The sequence below is a fragment of the Corynebacterium variabile genome (assembly GCF_006539825.1).
Lineage (GTDB): Bacteria > Actinomycetota > Actinomycetes > Mycobacteriales > Mycobacteriaceae > Corynebacterium > Corynebacterium variabile.
The window spans coordinates 80,369-97,664 of the sequence record NZ_BJNT01000015.1 but is presented as its reverse complement, the minus strand read 5'-3'; the positions used below and the strand labels follow the sequence as shown (position 1 = coordinate 97,664).

The window sequence follows — 17,296 nt, the reverse complement described above, 5'->3', positions numbered from 1 at the left end:
CCGCACCGCGGACCTCATCTCCACCGACTACGCGCTCACCCACTGATCACCCACCAGAAAGGCACCCCGATAACCGACTCCCGCATTCCCGCCCCCGCCGACTCTGACATCGTCCTGTGCGCCCCGCTGCGCACCCCGGTCGGCACCTACGGCGGCGTATTCTCCGGCATCCCCGTCCAGGATCTGGCGTCCACCGTCGTCAAGGCGGTCGTCGAACGCTCCGGCATCTCCCCTGAGGACATCGACGACGTCATCCTCGGCCAGGCGTCCCCCGCGGGTGGAGCTCCCGCCCTGGGCCGCGTCGTCGCCCTCGACGCCGGCCTCGGCGACTCCGTCCCCGGCATGCAGCTCGACCGCCGTTGTGGTTCGGGTCTGCAGGCCGTCGCCACCGCCGCCGCCCACACCGCCTGCGGTGCCGCTGACCTGGTCATCGCCGGTGGTGCGGAGTCCATGTCCACCATTGAGTACGCCGTCGACGGCTCGATCCGCTGGGGCGTCAAGGGCGGTGACCTCGTGCTCCACGACCGTCTGGCCCAGGGTCGCGAGACTGCGGGTGGACGCAACCACCCGATCCCCGGCGGCATGATCGAGACCGCCGAGAATCTCCGTGAGCAGTACTCCCTGTCCCGCGAGGCGCAGGATGCCCTGGCCGCCCGTTCCCAGCAGCGCGCCGTCGCCGCCCAGGAGCAGGGACTCTTCGACGCCGAGATCGTGCCGGTCATCGTGCCCGGCCGTCGCCGCAAGGACCCCGAGATCACCGTCACCGCCGACGAGCACCCGCGTCCCGGCACGACCGCCTCGACGCTCGCCGGGCTGCGTCCGGTCCGGGCACGTCAGGACGAGGACGCCACTGTCACCGCCGGTAACGCCTCCGGCCAGAACGACGGTGCCGCCGCCCTCATCGTCACCACCCGTGCCAGGGCCGCCGAGCTGGGACTGACTCCGGCCGCCCGACTGCGCGGCTGGGCCGTGGCCGGTGTCGCCCCGGAGACCATGGGTGTGGGCCCGGTCCCGGCGACCGCGAAGGTCCTGTCCCGACTGGGACTGAGCCTCGACGACCTCGACATCATCGAGCTCAACGAAGCCTTCGCCGCGCAGGTCCTCGCCGTGCTCTCCGAGTGGGACCTCGATCCTTCAGATTCCCGCCTCAACCCGTCCGGCTCCGGTATCTCCCTGGGGCACCCGGTCGGTGCCACCGGTGCCCGCCTGTTCGTGACCCTGTGCCACGAGCTCGCCCGCACCGGCGGTGACCTGGGTCTGGCCACCATGTGCATCGGCGGTGGCCAGGGCCTCGCCGCCGTCATCGACCGTGCCGTGTAAGGAAGAGACCATGATCCTGCACTCCGTGTCCGTCGGGCCCCGCTCCGGCCGCTCCGACGCCCCCGTCATCGTCCTCACCGGCTCCATCGGCTCGACCACCGACATGTGGCTGCCGCAGATGGACGCCCTGTCCGCCGACGCCCGCGTCATCGCCGTCGACCACCCCGGTCACGGAGGCTCCCCGGTCCCCACCGACGACACCACGCGCTACACCGTCTCCGACATCGCCACCGACCTGCTCACGACCCTCGACGCACTGAGGGTGGCGTCCTTCCACCTGGCCGGACTGTCCCTCGGCGGCGCGGTCGCCCAGTGACTCGCCGGCCCGGTGTCAGGTGACTCGCCGGCCCGGTGTCGGGTTACCCACCGGTTGGCGGTGGCCGGTGAAACGTTTAACCGTTCCGCGGCGCGGCGTTGGCTCCATCCGTGATCGATGATCAGACTGACGAGTCGTGCCCTGCCCGTCGAGGTCAGGGGTGCGTTACGGTGTGACATGGAGGCCTCCCAGTTCCTCGTTGTTGGTGGTGGTTCACCCTCAACGGTTACCGGAGGTCTTCTTTCATGTCAGCCCCGCTGGTCGTGTTCACAACCTCCCCGGGAAGTGCAGCTAGCGGCCGGCGGAGTTGGCCTGTCAGACCTCGATGAGGGTCTCGGGGACGGGGCGACCGTCCTCGCCGGTGATGCGGCCGTGGACGAAGATGCGCTGCCCGATGGCCTCTCCCCCGTTGACCTTGGTCAGGTCATTGTCCTCGCCACGCAGATCGGCGGCACCGAAGACCGGGCCGCTGAGCTCGCCCAGCCGCTGCGGCACCATGAGCAGGTCATTGCTCGGGTTACGCAGCACCGTGGTGCGGTACTCCGGGAAGTGCAGCGGCGCAAAGGTCCCGTCGACGGTGGCATTGCCGATGGGGATCATGTGCGACAACCTTCTCTGCGCTGATCGGCTACAGGTGATGACTACAAGTGATGTGGCTCTCACTCTACGATCGTGTGCGCTCCACGCCAAAGCGTTCACTATGCGAACAGCTACATGCGAAAAAACAACCCGTACGCTGCACTTGTCCTTAGCCGGTGAATCCGGGTCAGGAAAAAAAGGGGGCAGCGTACGGGTTATGGTATCTCGGAGAGATACTACTTCTGCGCCGAGAGTTTCCGGTACTCGAAGACCTGGTCGATGATGCCGTACTCCTTCGCCTCATCGGCGGTGAGGAACTTGTCACGGTCGGTATCGAGCCGGACCTGCTCAGCGGTCTGGCCGGTGTGGCGGGACAGGGTCTCCTCCATGAGGCGACGCATGCGCTCGATCTCCCGGGCCTGGATCTCCAGGTCGGAAACCTGGCCCTGGGTGCCCTGGGTCGCCGGCTGGTGGATGAGGACGCGCGAGTTCGGCAGCGCGGCACGCTTGCCCGGGGTACCCGCGGCGAGCAGCACGGCGGCGGCGGACGCGGCCTGGCCGAGGCAGACGGTGACGATGTCCGGGCGGACATACTGCATCGTGTCGTAGATCGCCATCAGGGAGGTGAAGGAACCACCCGGGGAGTTGATGTACATGGTGATGTCCCGGTCGGGGTCGAGACCCTCGAGGACCAGAAGCTGGGCCATGATGTCGTTCGCGGAGGCGTCGTCGACCTGGGTGCCCAGGAAGATGATGCGCTCCTCGAAGAGCTTGTTGTAGGGGTTGGACTCCTTGGCCCCGTACGACGAGTGCTCGACGAAGGAAGGGAGGATGTAGCGGGACTGCGGGAGCTGCGCCCCGGCAACCTCACCGGTCAGTTCGCTGGCGTGCGTGAAACCTGTCATGTTCTCGATTCCCATCTTCCTACTTGTCCTTCAGCGAGCTGATCACGTGATCGACCAGACCGTATTCCTTGGCCTCCTGGGCCTTGAACCACCGGTCGCGGTCGGAATCCTTGCGGATGGTCTCCACCGACTGTCCGGTGTGCTCGGCGATGAGCGCGGCCATCTCCTTCTTCACCTCACCGAACTGCTCCGCCTGGATGGCGATGTCCGACGCGGTGCCGCCGACGCCAGCGGACGGCTGGTGCATCATGATCCGGGCGTGCGGCAGCGCATAACGCTTGCCGGGGGCGCCGGCCGAAAGCAGGAACTGCCCCATCGAGGCCGCCAGTCCCATGCCGTAGGTGGCGACATCGCAGGGGGCGAACTGCATCGTGTCGAAGATCGCCATACCGGCGGTCACGGAACCACCCGGGGAGTTGATGTAGAGCGAGATGTCCCGCTCCGGATCCTCCGCGCTGAGCAGCAGGATCTGCGCGCACAGCTTGTTGGCGATCTCATCGTCGACCTGGGTCCCCAGGAAGATGATCCGCTCGCGCAGCAGCCGCTCGAAGACCGAGTCGTTGAGGCTCATCCCCGACGCGGCGCTCATCTGCGCGGACTGCAGTGCCTGGCCGGCCGACATATCGTTCATGCTCACTTAGGCTCCTCGTTCAAGGTGTGACCACGGCATCCGGGAGGGCGGACGGCGTCCGCCCCGGGTCACCGGGGTGTGATTTGTGGAGTGACTGGGCTCCACAGTAGTCAACGCACGGGAGGTGCGCCCGCGTCCCCCGGCCCTGTTCGCTGACAGCGCACGGGTGGCCCGGCGTCCCCCGGACATACAGAAGGACGCCGCACCCACAGGTACGGCGTCCTCGGTGCGAATCACCCGGTGCGGGTGATTCGCGGGTACTACTCGGCGTCGGTGGCCTCGACCTCAGCCTCGCCGGCCTCCTCACCGAAGAACTCCTTCGGGTCGACCGAGGCGCCCTTGGAGTCGGTGACGGTGACCTTGCAGATGTTCAGGGCCAGGGCCTTGCCGCGACGGACGTCAGCGAAGAGGTTGGCGATCTGACCGGACTGCTGCAGCTGCATGACGAACTGGTTCGGGTCCATGCCGTAGCGCTGCGCGGTGAACATGATGTGGTCGGTGAGCTCCTGCTGGGAGACCTCCGGCTTCTCGATGTCCGCCACGGAGTCGAGGAAGAGCTGGGTGCGGACCGAATCCTCGGCGGCCTCGCGGGCATCCTCCTCGAACTTCTCGCGGGTGATGTCCTGGGCGGCGAGCATCTGCTCGAAGATCTTCTCGTCGCCACCGAACTGGCTCAGCAGCTGCTGCATCTGGCCGTCGACCTGCTCCTGGACCACGGACTCCGGCAGCGGGACCTCGGTCTGCTCGAGAGCGGCGGCGAGGACCTTGTCGCGGATGTCGGTGGCCTGCTGGCCCTTGAGCTGCTCCTCAACCTGGCCCTTGATGGACTCGCGGAGCTCCTCGACGGTGTCGAACTCGGAGGCGAGCTGGGCGAAGTCGTCGTCCAGCTCCGGGAGCTCGCGCTCCTTGACGGACTTGACGGTCACGGAGACCTCGGCGTCCTCGTCGGTGTGCTCGCCGGCGACCAGCTTGGAGGTGAACTCCTTGGACTCGCCCTCGGACAGGCCGATGAGGGCCTCGTCGAGACCCTCGACGAGGGAACCGGTGCCGACCTCGTAGGACAGGCCCTCGGTGGTCGCGTCGTCGACGGTCTCGCCGTCGATGGTGGCGGACATGTCGATGGAGACGAAGTCACCGTCGGCGACGGCGCGCTCGACCGGCTTCAGGGTGCCGAAGCGGGCCTGCAGGTGGCCGAGCTCGTGGTCGACAGCCTCGGCGTCGGCCTCGACGGCGTCGATCTCGACGGAGATACCGGCGAAGTCGGGGACCTCGATCTCCGGGCGGACGTCGACCTCGGCGGTGAAGGTGACGTGGTCGTTGTCCTCGAGCTCGGCGATGTCGATGTCCGGCTGGCCGAGGACCTTGAGGTCATGCTCCTGCACGGCCTCGCCGTAACGGCTCGGCAGCATGTCGTTGAGCACCTCGTTGAGGATCGCCGGGCGGCCCAGGCGGGCCTCCAGGATCTTCGCGGGGACCTTGCCCTTGCGGAAACCGGGCAGCGAAACCTGCTGCGCCAGGTTCTTGAAGGCGTTGTCGAACTCGGGCTTCAGTTCGTCGAAGGGGACCTCGACGGTGAGCTTGACGCGGGTTGCGCTCAGCGATTCAACGGAGCTCTTCACGGGTGCACACTCCTGTGTGTTCTTGTCTGGTGTTATTCATCGTCCGGCGGGATCCGGGGACGCGGTGGCGTCCGGCTCCCTGACCCTCACCACACCGTTGTGCGGCATCCGGGTCGGCCTGTATCTCACGGCCACCGGCATCGGTCGGGACCGATTTTATCGTGCGACCGTCGACGGCGGTCGCCGGGGTCCGTCACCACAGGTTCCTGACAGGTTCCTGCGGTGTGAGCCGTACACGCGGCGACCTTCGCGACGGCATCCGTCGGGATAGCGGGATTTGAACCCACGACCCCTCGCTCCCAAAGCGAGTGCGCTACCAAGCTGCGCCATATCCCGGGTCTCCGGCACCTCCGGTCACACCGGCGGTACCACCTGCCAGATGTTACGGGGTGCCGGATGAGCAGGGCAACGGTGGGGTGCCGTTACCGTGCGACCTTCGCAGCCTCGCGGTTGTCCTCCGCCCACCTGATGACCCATTCGGGCACGACGCGGTCGTCGGGGGCGGGGCCGAAGATCTCGGCCAGTTCGGCGTCCGACAGTGAGCCGCCGTTCTTCTTCAGGGCACGCAGCTGGACCACGGCATGGGCGTAGACCTCGCCGTCGTGATCACCGACGCCGACGAAGACCTGCTCGACGAAGGTGCCGTACTTCGTGGCGCCGAGGAACCGGGTGCGGATCTCATAGCGTTGCCACGGCAGCAGGGACCGGCGGTAGTTGATGGTCAGCGCGGCGACGACGAAGTACGCACCGTGGGCCCGGGTCTCCTGACGGATCCGGCTGCGGTACATCTGCTCGATGCGTCCGAGGTCGAGGACCGTCGGGTAGCGGCCGTTGTTCATGTGGCCGAGCAGATCCAGGTCGTTCGGCAGGACGCGCATCGGTTTGACGCTGGTGTGCCAGGGGCTCAGGCGCGGCAGGAACCGGCCGCGGAGCACGGTGGTGAGAAGTCGGAGGTAGAGATTCACGCAGCGGAACACTACCGGGGTCGGTGCTCCCCTACCCACGAAACAAAAAGGGACCCCGACCGTCCGGTCGGGGTCTCACGTGGAGGGAATGACGGGAATCGAACCCGCGTCTTCAGCTTGGAAGGCTGAGGTATTAGCCACTATACGACATTCCCCTGCGGTCTCCCGGCTACCGGGAATCCGTCATTGACCATACACCACCGGTGCCCGGAGGGTGCAAATGCGGGGCACCCGGGGCGTACCGGCAGCGTCCTACAACCCCTTGAAACCGGAGGGACGCGGGATGTTGCGCAGGTTGGACTTCGCCAGGTCCAGCATCTTGCCCACGCCACCCTCGAGCACCGTCTTCGTGGCGGCCCGGGTGAATCCGGCGACCTGTTCCAGCGAGATCTCCGGCGGGATGGACAGCGCATTCGGGTCGGTGACCACGTCGACGAGCACCGGGCCGTCATAGGCCAGCGCCTCGGTGAGGACGCGGCGGACATCCTTCGGGTCCTCGATGCGGAAGGACTTGATGCCGCAGGCCTCGGCGATGTCGGCGTAGTTGACCTTCTCATGGTCGGTACCGAAGTCCGGCAGGCCCTTGACCAGCATTTCCAGCTTCACCATGCCGAGGGTGGAGTTGTTGTAGACGATCGCCTTGAGCGGGACCTGGTGCAGCTTGACGGTGAGCAGCTCACCCATGAGCATGCCGAGCCCGCCGTCACCACACATCGCGACGACCTGACGCTTCCCCTCGGTCGCGGCGGACGCGCCGATCGCCTGCGGCAGGGCGTTAGCCATCGTCCCGTGGCGGAAGGACGCCTGGAGCTGACGCCTGCCGTTGGGGTTGATGTACCTGGCGTGCCACACATTGCACATTCCGGTGTCGGCGGTGAACACCGCGTCCTCGTCGGCGAGCTCGTCGAGGACGTAGGTGAGGTACTCCGGGTGGATCGGCGTGTGCTTCTCGATGTTCCTCGTGTACGCGGAAACCACGTGTTCCAGGTTGGACGCCTGACGCTTCAGCATCCGCTCGAGGAAGGACGCGTCGGTCTTCTCGTCGAGCAGCGGGAGCAGGTCGTCGATGGTCGCGGCGACGTCACCGGTGACCGGGTACTTCACGGTGGTGCGGCGACCGATGTTGCGGCCCTTGATGTCGACCTGGGCGGTGTCGGTGTCCCGGGGCAGGAACTCCGAGTAGGGGAAGTCGGTGCCCAGCAGGATGAGGAGGTCGGCGTCCTCGAAAGCCTCGGAACAGGCGCCGTAGCCGAGAAGGCCGGACATGCCGACGTCGTAGGGGTTGTCGTAGTGGAGGAATTCCTTGCCACCGTAGGCGTGACCGACCGGGGCCTTGATGTGCCCGGCGAGCGCGAAGACCTGGTCGCGGGCACCTGCGCAGCCCGCGCCACCGAAGATGGTGACCTTGCGGGCCTTGTTGATCGCCTCGGCCAGGGCCTTGAGCTCACCGGCGGCCGGGTGGACGACGGGCTTCTCGACGGAGATCGCCGAGTTCAGCTGCGGGGATTCGACGGCCCGGTCCCCGGCGATGTCGCCGGGGACGACGAGCACTGAGACGCCGTTGCCGGCCATCGTGGACTGGATGGCGTGGTGGAGGACGGTGGCACCCTGCGCAGCGGAGTTCACCATCTCGCAGTAGCCGGAGCACTCCTGGAAGATCGCCTCGGGGTGGGTCTCCTGGAAGTAGTGGGAGCCGATGAACTGCGACGGGATGTGGCTGGCGATGGCCAGGACCTTGCCGCCGTTGCGGTGGGCGTCATAGAGACCCTGGATGAGGTGGGTGTTGCCCGGGCCGCAGGAACCGGCGCAGACCGCCAGCCGACCGGTGACGAGGGACTCCGCCCCGGCCGCGAACGCGGCGGCCTCCTCGTTGCGGACGTGGAACCATTCGATGCTGCTGCGTTTGACGGCGTCGACGATGGGGTTGAGGCTGTCGCCGACGAGACCGAAGATGCGCCGGACGCCCTGTGCCTCGAGGGCGTCGACGAGCTGTTCTGCATAAGTACGTGCCATAGAAACCGACCATAGACGCGTTGTGGTCGTACCGCACCCCCTGGCCGTCCATGATTTTTCAGTAGACTGTGAATGTATGAGACCGAAAATAATAGACGCGGACACCGGCCACGAGCTGTGGACCGCTCAGCAGTGTGCCGACTTCTCCGGAACCGCCAGGGGAACCTTCACCAGCTACGCGACCCGGGGACGCGCCCCCGAGCCGGTGGCGAAGGTCCACGGTCTGACGCTGTGGGACGCCGAGGTGGTGACCGAGTGGTCCGACAAGAGATCCCCCCGTCGCCGCGAAGGCTGACAGGGGGATCTCAGGGGGGGGTCGACGGGAGGGAAACTCAGGCCTCCGGGAGGGCGGGGGCGACGCCGGTTTTCTCGTACTCGGCGAGGATGTCGATGCGGCGCTGGTGACGCTCGGCCTCAGACCAGGCCTGGGCGATGAAGGCGTCGACGATGGCGAGGGCGTCCTCCTCGGAGTGCATCCGGCCACCGATTCCGATGAGCTGGGCGTTGTTGTGCTCGCGGGCGAGCTTGGCGGTCTCCACGGACCAGGCGAGAGCACAGCGGGCACCGGGGACCTTGTTCGCGGCGATCTGCTCACCGTTGCCGGAGCCGCCGAGCACGATGCCCAGGGAGCCCTCGTCGGCGACGGTCCGCTTGGCAGCCTCGATGCAGTAGGCGGGGTAGTCGTCCTCGGCGTCGTACGTGTGGGCACCGCAGTCGATGACCTCGATGCCGTCCTTGGCCCTGAGGTGGTCGGCGATGATGTTCTTCATGTCGAAACCGGCGTGATCGGCGCCGAGGTAGATACGCATGTCAGTGAGTGTATCGGACAGGAACGAGCGAGGGCACGGTAGGGCAGGAATGGAGAGGGCGGGATCAGAGCGCGCCGAGAATGTCGTCGAGGATCCCGAGTTCCTCCGCCGACGAATACGCCTGGCCGTTGGTGCTCGGGAGCTTGTTCACGAGATCTTGCCCCCACAGTGAACCGACCGTGGAGCCGACGACGCTGCCGGCGGTGTCCCGGGCGGCACTGCTTCCGGCCAGGGAGCCTTCGGTGCTGAGCTGACTGTTGTCGCCCCCGAGGACCGCAAGGAGGATGTCCTTGAGCGGGCCGACTTCCTTCCAGAGGTCGCTGAGAAGACCGAGGATGTCAAGACTCTCCCATGCTGCTACTCCCCTGCGGCGTTGTCAGCGACATCCGCGGCGGAGGACCCGAGACCCTCGCCACCCAAACTACCGGCCAGGGAGCCTTCGGTGCTCAGGACTACAGCGCCGCCCTTGAGCAGACCGACGATGATGTGGACGAACTGGGTCAGATCAGAAACAAGGGCCTTGATCGTGTCAAGCATGGTTGGTACCCCTTGAAGGTGTGAATGTCATAAGAATGATGAATGTCTGGTGACACTTTATTCTTTAAGTACCCGAAATATTTAAGGGGGGGGTACTCACCTTCTACCCCTCAGGTACGGGTGACCACACATCAACGACGGGCACCTGACGTCATGTCAGGTGCCCGCCGTGTGGAGCCGGGGGCCGGGGCCGGTCAGGACCCTGCGGTAATCAGGTCCGGCCAACTGGTCGGAATCCGGCCGACGGTGTCCTCGTCGATGCCGAGCGAACCCATCACCGAACCGACGCCACTACCGGCGATCTCACCGGCACCTGAGCTGCCGGCGAGAGAACCTTCAGTACTCAGCACGTCTCCACCGTTTCCGGCGAGGACACCCAGGAGGATGTCCTTGAGATCGCCCAGGTCAGACAGGAGCTGGGAAAACGGTTCCATGCCGTTACTCCCCGGTGGAGGAACCGAGACCCTCGCCGCCGAAGCTGCCGGCGATGGATCCGTCGGTACTCAGGACGGAGGCGTCGCCCTTGAGCAGGCCGACGAGGATGTGGATGAGGTCAGTCAGGTCGCCGAGGGAGGCGCCGATGCTGTCGAGAGAGCCCATGGGTGTTCTCCTAGGGGAAGTCAGAAGGGATATCGTGCCGTCTCCGGGGAATTCCCGGTGCACTGCGCACAACACTATCGGACCCGAACCGGTGTCGCCGACAAAACCGGAAAACTTTTCCCGTCCGACTTACTGTCCCACCCGGCCCCTCTCGTCTACGCCGTGGCGTCCGGCCCCTCGGTCCGCGAGCGCTTGAGCTCGAAGAAGTGGGCGGGTCTCGCCACCAGCTGGTTTTGCGGTCATGCAGGTCAGCATGTTCTGAAATGTCTTGCTCGTCTGGGGAATCTGGGGTGACCAAGGTCTGGGGAGGGCAGATAAGGGCAAAACTCCCCTCCCTCAGACACGAGAAAAGTGGCCCTTCGCCTTTCGGAGTGAGTAGCGAGTGTGAAGCCGTCGGGATGGGCCGCTACAACATGTAAGGGGTCAGGGGCCGGGAAAGTAGAAGGATCCTGCAGTGACAGGATGAAGGTGTTCAACGTCCTCATCAGTCACTCCAGGATCCATGTCTCACCCTACCGTCACGCCTGCTGCTGCCCCGAACCTCGTCGCCGACACGATCTGCAGAACCGCCGAACTCGGCCTGAGCATCGACAACGCCGCCGACGCCGGCGACGTCACCCACCTGTACTGCCACCCGGTGACCGTCGACCTCAGCTGCCCGGGCTGCGGACAGGGCTGCCGGGTCCGTGACCACGTCGAACGACGACTCACAGACCTGCCCATCGCCGGGCACCCCAGCGTCCTGCACGTACGTGTACCCCGGCTGGTCTGCGGCAACGACGACTGCAACGTCGCCATCTTCCGTGCTTCGATCCCCCAGGCAGCCGACGACCGGCAATCGGTGACCCGCCGGGTCACCCGCTGGATCCTGCAGCGCATGGCGACAGACGGCATGAGCGTGAAAGCCTGCGCCCGCGGCCTGGGGATCGGTTGGAAGAAGACCTGCACCCTGGCCTTGTCCGCGTGCCGGCATCTCACCGGCGGTGACCCGGGTCGTCTTGACCATGTCCGGGTCCTGGGGCGTCGACGAGCACAAGTGGAAGCATGTTCGCGGCGACGGCACACCGGGATTCGTCACCGTGATCGTGGATCTGACCCCGCAGGTCGATGGCACTGGTCCGGCCCGCCTGCTGGACATGGTGCCCGGCCGGTCGACCGACGCGTTCGGTGACTGGCTCGCCGACCGGCCGCAGCGGTTCCGTGACACGGTGAAGACCGTGACGATGGACGGGTACTCCGGTTATGCGAAGGGCGCGTCTGAGCAGGTCAGCAAAGCCAGGCAGGTGATGGATCCGTTCCATGTCGTGGATCTGGCCGCCGGGAAGCTGGATCTGTGCCGTCAGCGGGTCCAGAACGACACGTTGGGTCACCGGGGCCGGGCGGGTGATCCGTTGTACGGGGTCCGCCGTGCGATGTTGACCCGCCGGAGCCTGGTCACCCCGAAACGTACCGAACGCCTCGATGAGGTCCTCACCGCGCAGGAACACGTGGCGGTCCAGGTGACGTGGGACTTCTACCAGGAGATTATCGCCGCTTACAACGAGTCGGTGGCCCGGGACGGGAAGAAGCGGATGTTCAAGCTGATCAAGAGGATCAGGGCCGGGGTTCCCAAGGGGTTGACGGAGCTGGCGACGTTGGGGCGGACCCTGTGGCGTAAGCGGGCCGCAATCCTGGCGTACTTCGACACCGGCGCGTCCAACGGGCCGGTCGAGGCCCGACTCAACGGACGGTTGGAGCACCTACGCGGGATCGCGTTGGGGTTCAGGAACCTGGAACACTACATCTTGAGGTCACTGATCCACTCGGGAGGACTCCGCGGAGCAGTTGACGCACTCTGAAAGGCGAAGAGCCCGTTTGACGCCGATCGAATTCGAGACCATCATGAACGACGAACTGGCCCTCGCGGCCTAACCAGAACTGTCACCAGTTCCTACATCAGACCCCGCCACTGACTTCACCCTCTACCAGCCCGGCACCGTTTTCTACAGAGATGGAACAAGCGGGTACAGCGCATCCTGCCAACAGCAGATGGAAGACGCGATGGACGCATCCGGCCAGTTCCCCGACTACAGCTTCGGTCAGGTGGATCCGAACTGGACCGAAGAGGACGCCATGCGCGGCGGGAACGTTGGCAATGCGGAGATCGGCGGAGCGGGCACGGCAGCGAACTGCGACGGTTTCCAGGGCGCCCACGAAGATTCAGAAGCGCTCAACTGCTAGACCACCAGGCGCACGAAAGCGGCCCCCCGTGACCGGGAAAGGTGGCGGGCGCAGGAGTGTCCGAAGCATCAGACAAGGAGCAGTGTAGCAATGGCACAGCGCCGGCCGAAGAAAGGCAAACCAAAGACCGGGAAAGTCCGATGGGTCGCCCGCTACTACGACGACGCCGGCGAGCAGCGCGGCAAATCTTCGACACGGAGAAAGCCGCCATCGCCTTCGAGCAGGCCCAGGCAGTCTCCGTCCGTAGCGGCACCTACATAGCCCCAGAGGATGCCGCCACACCCCTCGGCGTGATTGCCCGCGAGTGGCTGGCCGAAGCAACGAAGGAGAACACTGTCAGCAATCGGCAGGCCCTGGTCGACAACCTCGGGCCCCTCGACCGCACACCAGTCGGGAAGATCCGGGCGTCCACCATCACCGCGTGGCGGAACCAGCTCAACGGCGGCAGGCCATGGCAGCAGGGGAAGCCTCTCGCGGAGTCCACCGCTGCGACGATGGTCGGACAGGTCTGCGGCCTCCTGAAACGCGCCCACGAGGACCGCATGATCGGCCGCGTCCCGGTCGTGAAGATACCGAAGGCTGCGCCGGAGCGCGCAGTGTCCCGGCAGGACCTCCTCACCGTCGCTGAGGTAGCCACGCTGATCACCGCGACCCGTGACGGGAAGCCCGCACCGCGGCAGAAGAATGGCCGGCGGCAACCACACACGAAGGACACCCCGAAGCGGCCAGAGGCGGCACGGATGATGCAGGCCGTCGTCGTCGGTGCCGGTCTGCGTATCTCCGAGATCGCCGGGCTGCGGGTCCAGGACGTGGACACACTGCGCCGCACCATCACGGTGAATGGTCAGGTCGCACCGGGTGGTGCCAGGTGGGTGCCGGTGCCGAAGACGGAGAAGTCGCACCGGACGATCCCCGTGGCAGAGGAGACGATCCTCGTCATCGCGGAGCAGTTGCGGGAGCACCCACAGCTGGACCGGTCCGGACCCGTCTTCCCCTACCGGGGCACCAGTCGGTCGGTGAAGGACCGAGTGTGGCACGACCGGTCGTCACTGGGTTCGGTGATGCGGGCAGTAATCACCGCGCACGGTCTGCGGGACGTGGGGTGGCACGACCTACGCCACTTCTACGCCTCCGCATTGATCGCCGCCGGATCGCCGGCGTCTGAGGTGCAGGCGGCGATGGGGCACGCGAAGGCGTCCACGACGCTGGACATCTACACGCACCTGTGGCCGAAGGCGGACGCCCGGATCCGGGACGCTGCGGCTGGTGTCCTGGATCTGGTGAGGGCAGAAAAAGGGCAGAATGGTGAAATTACTGCCTCGGATGACCTCACGGGTGATGATTCCTGTGCAGTTCAGTGACTAGATTGCGGCGTCCGGGTCCTCGGTGCGGGAGCGCTTGAGTTCGAAGAAGTGCTCGTAGCTGCCGAGGGTCACGGCGGCGTCGAACAGGGCGCCGGCCTCCTCACCCTTCGGCACCCGGGTGATGACCGGTCCGAAGAACGCGTGACCGCCCAGCTCGACGACCGGGGTACCGACGTCATTGCCGACCTTCTCCATCGCCTTGTCCTGGAATGTCCGCAGATCGGCCTCGACCGAACCGTCCTCGGAGCCACGCTTGTGGGCGTAGTCCAGGTAGGAGGCGTCCGCCCCCGCCTCGGACAGTGCCGCGGCAATGAGCGGATCGTAGGCGCCGGCGCCCTGCTTGTGACCCTCACCCTTGTTGTGGATGAGCGTGCCGATCGCCGTGTAGTAGGCGTCCACCTTCGACGGGTCGTTGATCTGCAGCGCAGCAGCGACCAGTGCCGGCCCCCAGGCCGCCTCCATGGACTTCCGGTAGTCCTCCGGCAGCTCGTCGCGTCCTTCATTGAGGACCGCCAGGCTCATCGGTGAGTAACTGAGGTCGATGTCTCGGACCTTCTCCACCTCCTTGAGCCACCGGCTGGTGACCCAGGCGAAGGGACAGATCGCATCAAAATACATGGTGACTGGTGTGCTCATGTGCGCCGATCTTACGCGCGAACAGGGAGTGCCGCGCGGGTGTACCGACCGCCGGTTAGACTCGGCTTCCATGAGTTCAACCAACCTCACCCGCGCCGAGGCCGCAGAGCGCTCGGCCCTGATCAGTGACGTCCACTACATCATCGACCTCGACCTCACCGCCGGCGGCGATCCTGCACACCGCACCTTCCCGTCGACGACGGCGATCACCTTCGCCTCCTCCACCGACGGCTCCACCTTCCTCGATCTCCGGGCGGACACCGTCACCTCGGTGGTCCTCGACGGCACCGACATCACCGCCACCGCCGTCCCACTCACGGATGCCGGAACCTACGACGAGGAGAAGGGCCTCCAGCTCGACCTCTCCGCCGGGCACCACGACCTCACCGTCACCGCGGACGCCGTGTACTCCACCACCGGCGAAGGCCTCCACCGCTTCACCGACCCCGCCGACAACGAGGTGTACATGTACACCCAGTTCGAGGCGGCGGACGCCAAGCGCGTCTTCGCCTGCTTCGACCAGCCGGACATCAAGGCCACCTACGAGGTCGCCGTGAAGACCCCGGAGAACTGGACCGTCGTCACCAACAACACGGTCGGCGTCTCCGGTGAACTCGGCGCCGAGGTGGACGGTGTCGCCGTGCACACCGCCACGGTCGACTACCCGCTGTCGACCTACCTCATCGCCTTCTGCGTCGGCCCGTGGGAGCACGTCACTGACGAGTGGACCGGGAGTCCTCTCCCAACCCCCGAAACCGAGGATGTCACCGACACCCGCCTGGTCCCCGACGAGGACATCACCGTGCCGCTGGGCATTTTCGTGCGGAAGTCCCTGGCCGAGTACCTCGACGCCGACGTGATCTTCGACGTCACTAAGTCCGGCTTCGACTACTACGCCGCGAACTTCGGTGTCGCCTACCCGTTCCACAAGTACGACCAGATCTTCTGCCCCGAGTACAACATGGGTGCGATGGAGAACGCCGGTTGCGTCACCATCCGTGACGAGTACGTCTTCCGCTCCGCCGCGTCGCACTACGAGTACGAGCGCCGTGCGGACACGATCCTCCACGAGCTCGCCCACATGTGGTTCGGCGACCTGGTGACCATGCAGTGGTGGGATGACCTGTGGCTCAACGAGTCCTTCGCCACCTGGTCGAGCGCCATGGCCCAGACCCACGCCACCGAGCACACCACCGCCTGGGTGACCTTCAACTCCAAGGAGAAGTCCTGGGCCTACGGTCAGGACCAGCTGCCGAGCACCCACCCGGTGTTCTCCGGCGCCAACGACCTCGTCGAGGTGGACGCCAACTTCGACGGCATCACCTACGCCAAGGGCGCCTCGGTGCTCAAGCAGCTTGCCGCCTACGTCGGCCTGGAGGCCTTCTTCGCGGGCATCCGCGCCCACTTCGTCAACCACGCCTTCGCCAACGCCACCTTCGACGACCTTCTCGGCGCGCTGGAGAAGGCCTCCGGCCGCGACCTGTCCGACTGGGCCGACCAGTGGCTGAAAACCACCGGCATCAACACCCTCGGCACGGACTTCGCAACCGAGGGCGAGGGTGCCCCGGGCTCGGTCTACACCTCCTTCGCCGTCACCCAGTCCGGCGCACAGCCCGGTGCCGGGGAGACCCGCACCCACCGTCTCGCCGTAGGCCTCTACGACCTCGTCGGCGAGCTCGATGACACCGGCACCACCCCCTCCGTCGAACTGCGCCGCCGCGTCGAACTCGATGTCGACGGTGAGCGCACGGAGGTGCCTGACCTCGTCGGTGAACCGGTGGCCGACCTCGTCATCGTCAACGACGACGACCTCGCCTACGGTTTCGTCGACCTCGACGCCGACTCCCTGGCCTTCGCCGTGTCCAATATCGCCCGGATCGCCGACCCGATGGCCCGCGTCCTCATCTGGTCCGCTGCCTGGCAGGCCACCCGCAACGCACAGATGAAGGCCCGCGACTTCGTGGCCCTCGTCGCCCGGGGCGCCGCCGCCGAAGACCAGCTCGGCGTCCTCGAGCAGGTCCTCGCCCAGGCGATCTCCGCGGTCGAGAACTACGTCGCCGAAGACTGGAAGGAGGAGGGACGCCGCACCCTGCTCGACGCCTTCCGCGCCGGCGCCGAGGCGACCGACGGTCAGGCGCGCCTCGCGTTCGTCCGCGCGTACACCAACTCCGCGCAGACCGAGGCGTCCACCGAATGGGTCCGGGGCCTGCTGGGCCTGGAGGACGGCGTCTCCGCCGACTCGCTGCTGCCCGGTTTCGTCGTCGACCACGACCTGCAGTGGCGACTGCTCACCTCCCTGGTCGGCACCGCCGGCGTGCTCAACGAGGAGGAGGCCGAGGCGCTCATCGCCATCGAGGAGTCCGAGGACCCGACCTCCTCCGGTGCAATGAACGCACTGCGGGCCCGGACCGCACTGCCGGTCTCCACCGTCAAGCGGGACAACTGGGACGTGCTCACCCGGCACGGCGCCGAGCAGTCCAACCTCGCCCTGCGGTACCGGATCGCTGGCTTCGGCCACGTCGGACAGGATGGTCTGCTCGAGGACTTCGGCACCGAGTACGTCGACCGGGTCGTGGACATGTGGAACTCGCTGTCCTCCGAGATGGCGCTGCGCAACTGTGAGGGGCTCTTCCCCTCCTGGTCCGGCCCCACCGTGCTGGCCGACGTCAAGGCGCTAGCCGATGACGGTGCGACACCGGCCGGTCTGCGACGCGTCCTCTCCGAGGGCGTCTCGCGCGCCGAGCGCGCCGCCGCGGCCCGGGCCTTCGACGCCGAGTAGGAC

General features: G+C 66.4%; 17 protein-coding genes, 2 tRNA genes and 2 pseudogenes. 7 read left to right on the top strand and 14 right to left on the bottom strand.

Going from position 1 to position 17,296, the window contains the following annotated elements:
* The first annotated feature begins 69 nt into the window (after nt 1-69).
* On the top strand, nt 70-1,320 hold the full coding sequence (locus CVA01_RS09985) for an acetyl-CoA C-acetyltransferase (protein ID WP_141330484.1): 1,251 nt from the start codon (nt 70-72) through the stop codon (nt 1,318-1,320).
* A 10-nt stretch (nt 1,321-1,330) separates the two neighbouring features.
* On the top strand, nt 1,331-1,636 hold the full coding sequence (locus CVA01_RS09980) for an alpha/beta fold hydrolase (protein ID WP_141330433.1): 306 nt from the start codon (nt 1,331-1,333) through the stop codon (nt 1,634-1,636).
* Here the strand turns inward: CVA01_RS09980 and CVA01_RS15585 are convergent.
* The 9 genes and pseudogenes from CVA01_RS15585 to CVA01_RS09935 form a co-directional block, all read right to left on the bottom strand.
* Nucleotides 1,528-1,815 carry a helix-turn-helix domain-containing protein gene (locus CVA01_RS15585; RefSeq protein WP_141330431.1) on the bottom strand — a complete coding sequence of 96 codons (288 nt, stop codon included), beginning with the start codon at nt 1,813-1,815 and terminating at the stop codon, nt 1,528-1,530. The two genes, CVA01_RS09980 and CVA01_RS15585, sit on opposite strands and share 109 nt — an antisense overlap.
* Nucleotides 1,816-1,954: 139 nt before the next feature.
* Nucleotides 1,955-2,236, bottom strand: a pseudogene (locus CVA01_RS09970) (dioxygenase family protein); the annotation flags it as partial.
* Between the two features lie 215 nt (nt 2,237-2,451).
* On the bottom strand, nt 2,452-3,120 hold the full coding sequence (locus CVA01_RS09965) for an ATP-dependent Clp protease proteolytic subunit (protein ID WP_052302586.1): 669 nt from the start codon (nt 3,118-3,120) through the stop codon (nt 2,452-2,454).
* 19 nt (nt 3,121-3,139) lie between these two features.
* Nucleotides 3,140-3,751, bottom strand: coding sequence for an ATP-dependent Clp protease proteolytic subunit (locus tag CVA01_RS09960; protein WP_174775631.1), 612 nt, complete (start codon nt 3,749-3,751; stop codon nt 3,140-3,142).
* Between the two features lie 260 nt (nt 3,752-4,011).
* Nucleotides 4,012-5,370 carry a trigger factor gene (gene tig / locus CVA01_RS09955; RefSeq protein ID WP_141330429.1) on the bottom strand — a complete coding sequence of 453 codons (1,359 nt, stop codon included), beginning with the start codon at nt 5,368-5,370 and terminating at the stop codon, nt 4,012-4,014.
* Nucleotides 5,371-5,632: 262 nt separating this feature from the next.
* A tRNA-Pro gene (locus CVA01_RS09950) sits at nt 5,633-5,706 on the bottom strand.
* 86 nt (nt 5,707-5,792) lie between these two features.
* Nucleotides 5,793-6,335, bottom strand: coding sequence for an acyl-CoA thioesterase (locus CVA01_RS09945; RefSeq protein WP_041630466.1), 543 nt, complete (start codon nt 6,333-6,335; stop codon nt 5,793-5,795).
* A gap of 80 nt (nt 6,336-6,415) precedes the next feature.
* A tRNA-Gly gene (locus CVA01_RS09940) sits at nt 6,416-6,490 on the bottom strand.
* A gap of 97 nt (nt 6,491-6,587) precedes the next feature.
* On the bottom strand, nt 6,588-8,348 hold the full coding sequence (locus CVA01_RS09935) for a pyruvate dehydrogenase (protein WP_141330427.1): 1,761 nt from the start codon (nt 8,346-8,348) through the stop codon (nt 6,588-6,590).
* 76 nt (nt 8,349-8,424) lie between these two features.
* On the opposite strand from CVA01_RS09935, the gene CVA01_RS09930 reads away from it, so the two are divergent.
* The gene (locus tag CVA01_RS09930) at nt 8,425-8,643 is read left to right on the top strand and encodes a hypothetical protein (RefSeq protein WP_141330425.1); all 219 of its coding nucleotides are present in this window, start codon (nt 8,425-8,427) and stop codon (nt 8,641-8,643) included.
* 37 nt (nt 8,644-8,680) lie between these two features.
* Here CVA01_RS09930 and CVA01_RS09925 read toward each other — a convergent pair whose 3' ends face one another.
* The 4 genes from CVA01_RS09925 to CVA01_RS14925 form a co-directional block, all read right to left on the bottom strand.
* The gene (locus CVA01_RS09925; RefSeq protein WP_014009364.1) at nt 8,681-9,157 is read right to left on the bottom strand and encodes a ribose-5-phosphate isomerase; all 477 of its coding nucleotides are present in this window, start codon (nt 9,155-9,157) and stop codon (nt 8,681-8,683) included.
* A gap of 357 nt (nt 9,158-9,514) precedes the next feature.
* Nucleotides 9,515-9,694: a hypothetical protein gene (locus tag CVA01_RS09915; protein ID WP_141330423.1), complete on the bottom strand. Its 180-nt coding sequence runs from the start codon at nt 9,692-9,694 to the stop codon at nt 9,515-9,517.
* A gap of 194 nt (nt 9,695-9,888) precedes the next feature.
* Nucleotides 9,889-10,128, bottom strand: a complete 240-nt coding sequence (locus CVA01_RS09910; protein WP_014009361.1) for a hypothetical protein — start codon at nt 10,126-10,128, stop codon at nt 9,889-9,891.
* 4 nt (nt 10,129-10,132) lie between these two features.
* Nucleotides 10,133-10,294, bottom strand: a complete 162-nt coding sequence (locus tag CVA01_RS14925) for a hypothetical protein (protein WP_014009360.1) — start codon at nt 10,292-10,294, stop codon at nt 10,133-10,135.
* Between the two features lie 502 nt (nt 10,295-10,796).
* Here CVA01_RS14925 and CVA01_RS09905 point away from each other — a divergent pair.
* The 3 genes and pseudogenes from CVA01_RS09905 to CVA01_RS09895 all read left to right on the top strand — a co-directional run bounded on the left by CVA01_RS09905 (nt 10,797) and on the right by CVA01_RS09895 (nt 13,875).
* Nucleotides 10,797-12,132 (top strand): annotated as a pseudogene (locus CVA01_RS09905) (ISL3 family transposase).
* Nucleotides 12,133-12,334: 202 nt separating this feature from the next.
* Nucleotides 12,335-12,514, top strand: coding sequence for a hypothetical protein (locus tag CVA01_RS09900; RefSeq protein ID WP_141330421.1), 180 nt, complete (start codon nt 12,335-12,337; stop codon nt 12,512-12,514).
* Nucleotides 12,515-12,654: 140 nt separating this feature from the next.
* Nucleotides 12,655-13,875: a tyrosine-type recombinase/integrase gene (locus tag CVA01_RS09895; protein ID WP_141330418.1), complete on the top strand. Its 1,221-nt coding sequence runs from the start codon at nt 12,655-12,657 to the stop codon at nt 13,873-13,875.
* Here CVA01_RS09895 and CVA01_RS09890 read toward each other — a convergent pair whose 3' ends face one another.
* Nucleotides 13,876-14,514 (bottom strand): mycothiol-dependent nitroreductase Rv2466c family protein, encoded by a 639-nt coding sequence (locus CVA01_RS09890; RefSeq protein WP_141330416.1) that lies wholly within the window; start codon nt 14,512-14,514, stop codon nt 13,876-13,878.
* Between the two features lie 70 nt (nt 14,515-14,584).
* Between CVA01_RS09890 and pepN the strand changes: the two genes are divergently transcribed.
* Nucleotides 14,585-17,293, top strand: a complete 2,709-nt coding sequence (gene pepN, locus CVA01_RS09885; RefSeq protein ID WP_141330414.1) for an aminopeptidase N — start codon at nt 14,585-14,587, stop codon at nt 17,291-17,293.
* The last annotated feature ends 3 nt before the right edge of the window (nt 17,294-17,296 follow it).

Bases quoted from the DNA above. Each gene is read 5' to 3' on its own strand.
- CVA01_RS09890 (WP_141330416.1), bottom strand. From the start codon at position 14,514: ATGAGCACACCAGTCACCATGTATTTTGATGCGATCTGTCCCTTCGCC.
- CVA01_RS09965 (WP_052302586.1), bottom strand. From the start codon at position 3,120: ATGACAGGTTTCACGCACGCCAGCGAACTGACCGGTGAGGTTGCCGGG.
- CVA01_RS09930 (WP_141330425.1), top strand. From the start codon at position 8,425: ATGAGACCGAAAATAATAGACGCGGACACCGGCCACGAGCTGTGGACC.
- pepN (WP_141330414.1), top strand. From the start codon at position 14,585: ATGAGTTCAACCAACCTCACCCGCGCCGAGGCCGCAGAGCGCTCGGCC.
- CVA01_RS09925 (WP_014009364.1), bottom strand. From the start codon at position 9,157: ATGCGTATCTACCTCGGCGCCGATCACGCCGGTTTCGACATGAAGAAC.
- CVA01_RS09980 (WP_141330433.1), top strand. From the start codon at position 1,331: ATGATCCTGCACTCCGTGTCCGTCGGGCCCCGCTCCGGCCGCTCCGAC.
- CVA01_RS09915 (WP_141330423.1), bottom strand. From the start codon at position 9,694: ATGCTTGACACGATCAAGGCCCTTGTTTCTGATCTGACCCAGTTCGTC.
- CVA01_RS14925 (WP_014009360.1), bottom strand. From the start codon at position 10,294: ATGGGCTCTCTCGACAGCATCGGCGCCTCCCTCGGCGACCTGACTGAC.
- CVA01_RS09900 (WP_141330421.1), top strand. From the start codon at position 12,335: ATGGACGCATCCGGCCAGTTCCCCGACTACAGCTTCGGTCAGGTGGAT.
- CVA01_RS09910 (WP_014009361.1), bottom strand. From the start codon at position 10,128: ATGGAACCGTTTTCCCAGCTCCTGTCTGACCTGGGCGATCTCAAGGAC.
- CVA01_RS09960 (WP_174775631.1), bottom strand. From the start codon at position 3,751: ATGAACGATATGTCGGCCGGCCAGGCACTGCAGTCCGCGCAGATGAGC.
- CVA01_RS15585 (WP_141330431.1), bottom strand. From the start codon at position 1,815: ATGTCACACCGTAACGCACCCCTGACCTCGACGGGCAGGGCACGACTC.
- CVA01_RS09895 (WP_141330418.1), top strand. From the start codon at position 12,655: ATGGGTCGCCCGCTACTACGACGACGCCGGCGAGCAGCGCGGCAAATC.
- CVA01_RS09935 (WP_141330427.1), bottom strand. From the start codon at position 8,348: ATGGCACGTACTTATGCAGAACAGCTCGTCGACGCCCTCGAGGCACAG.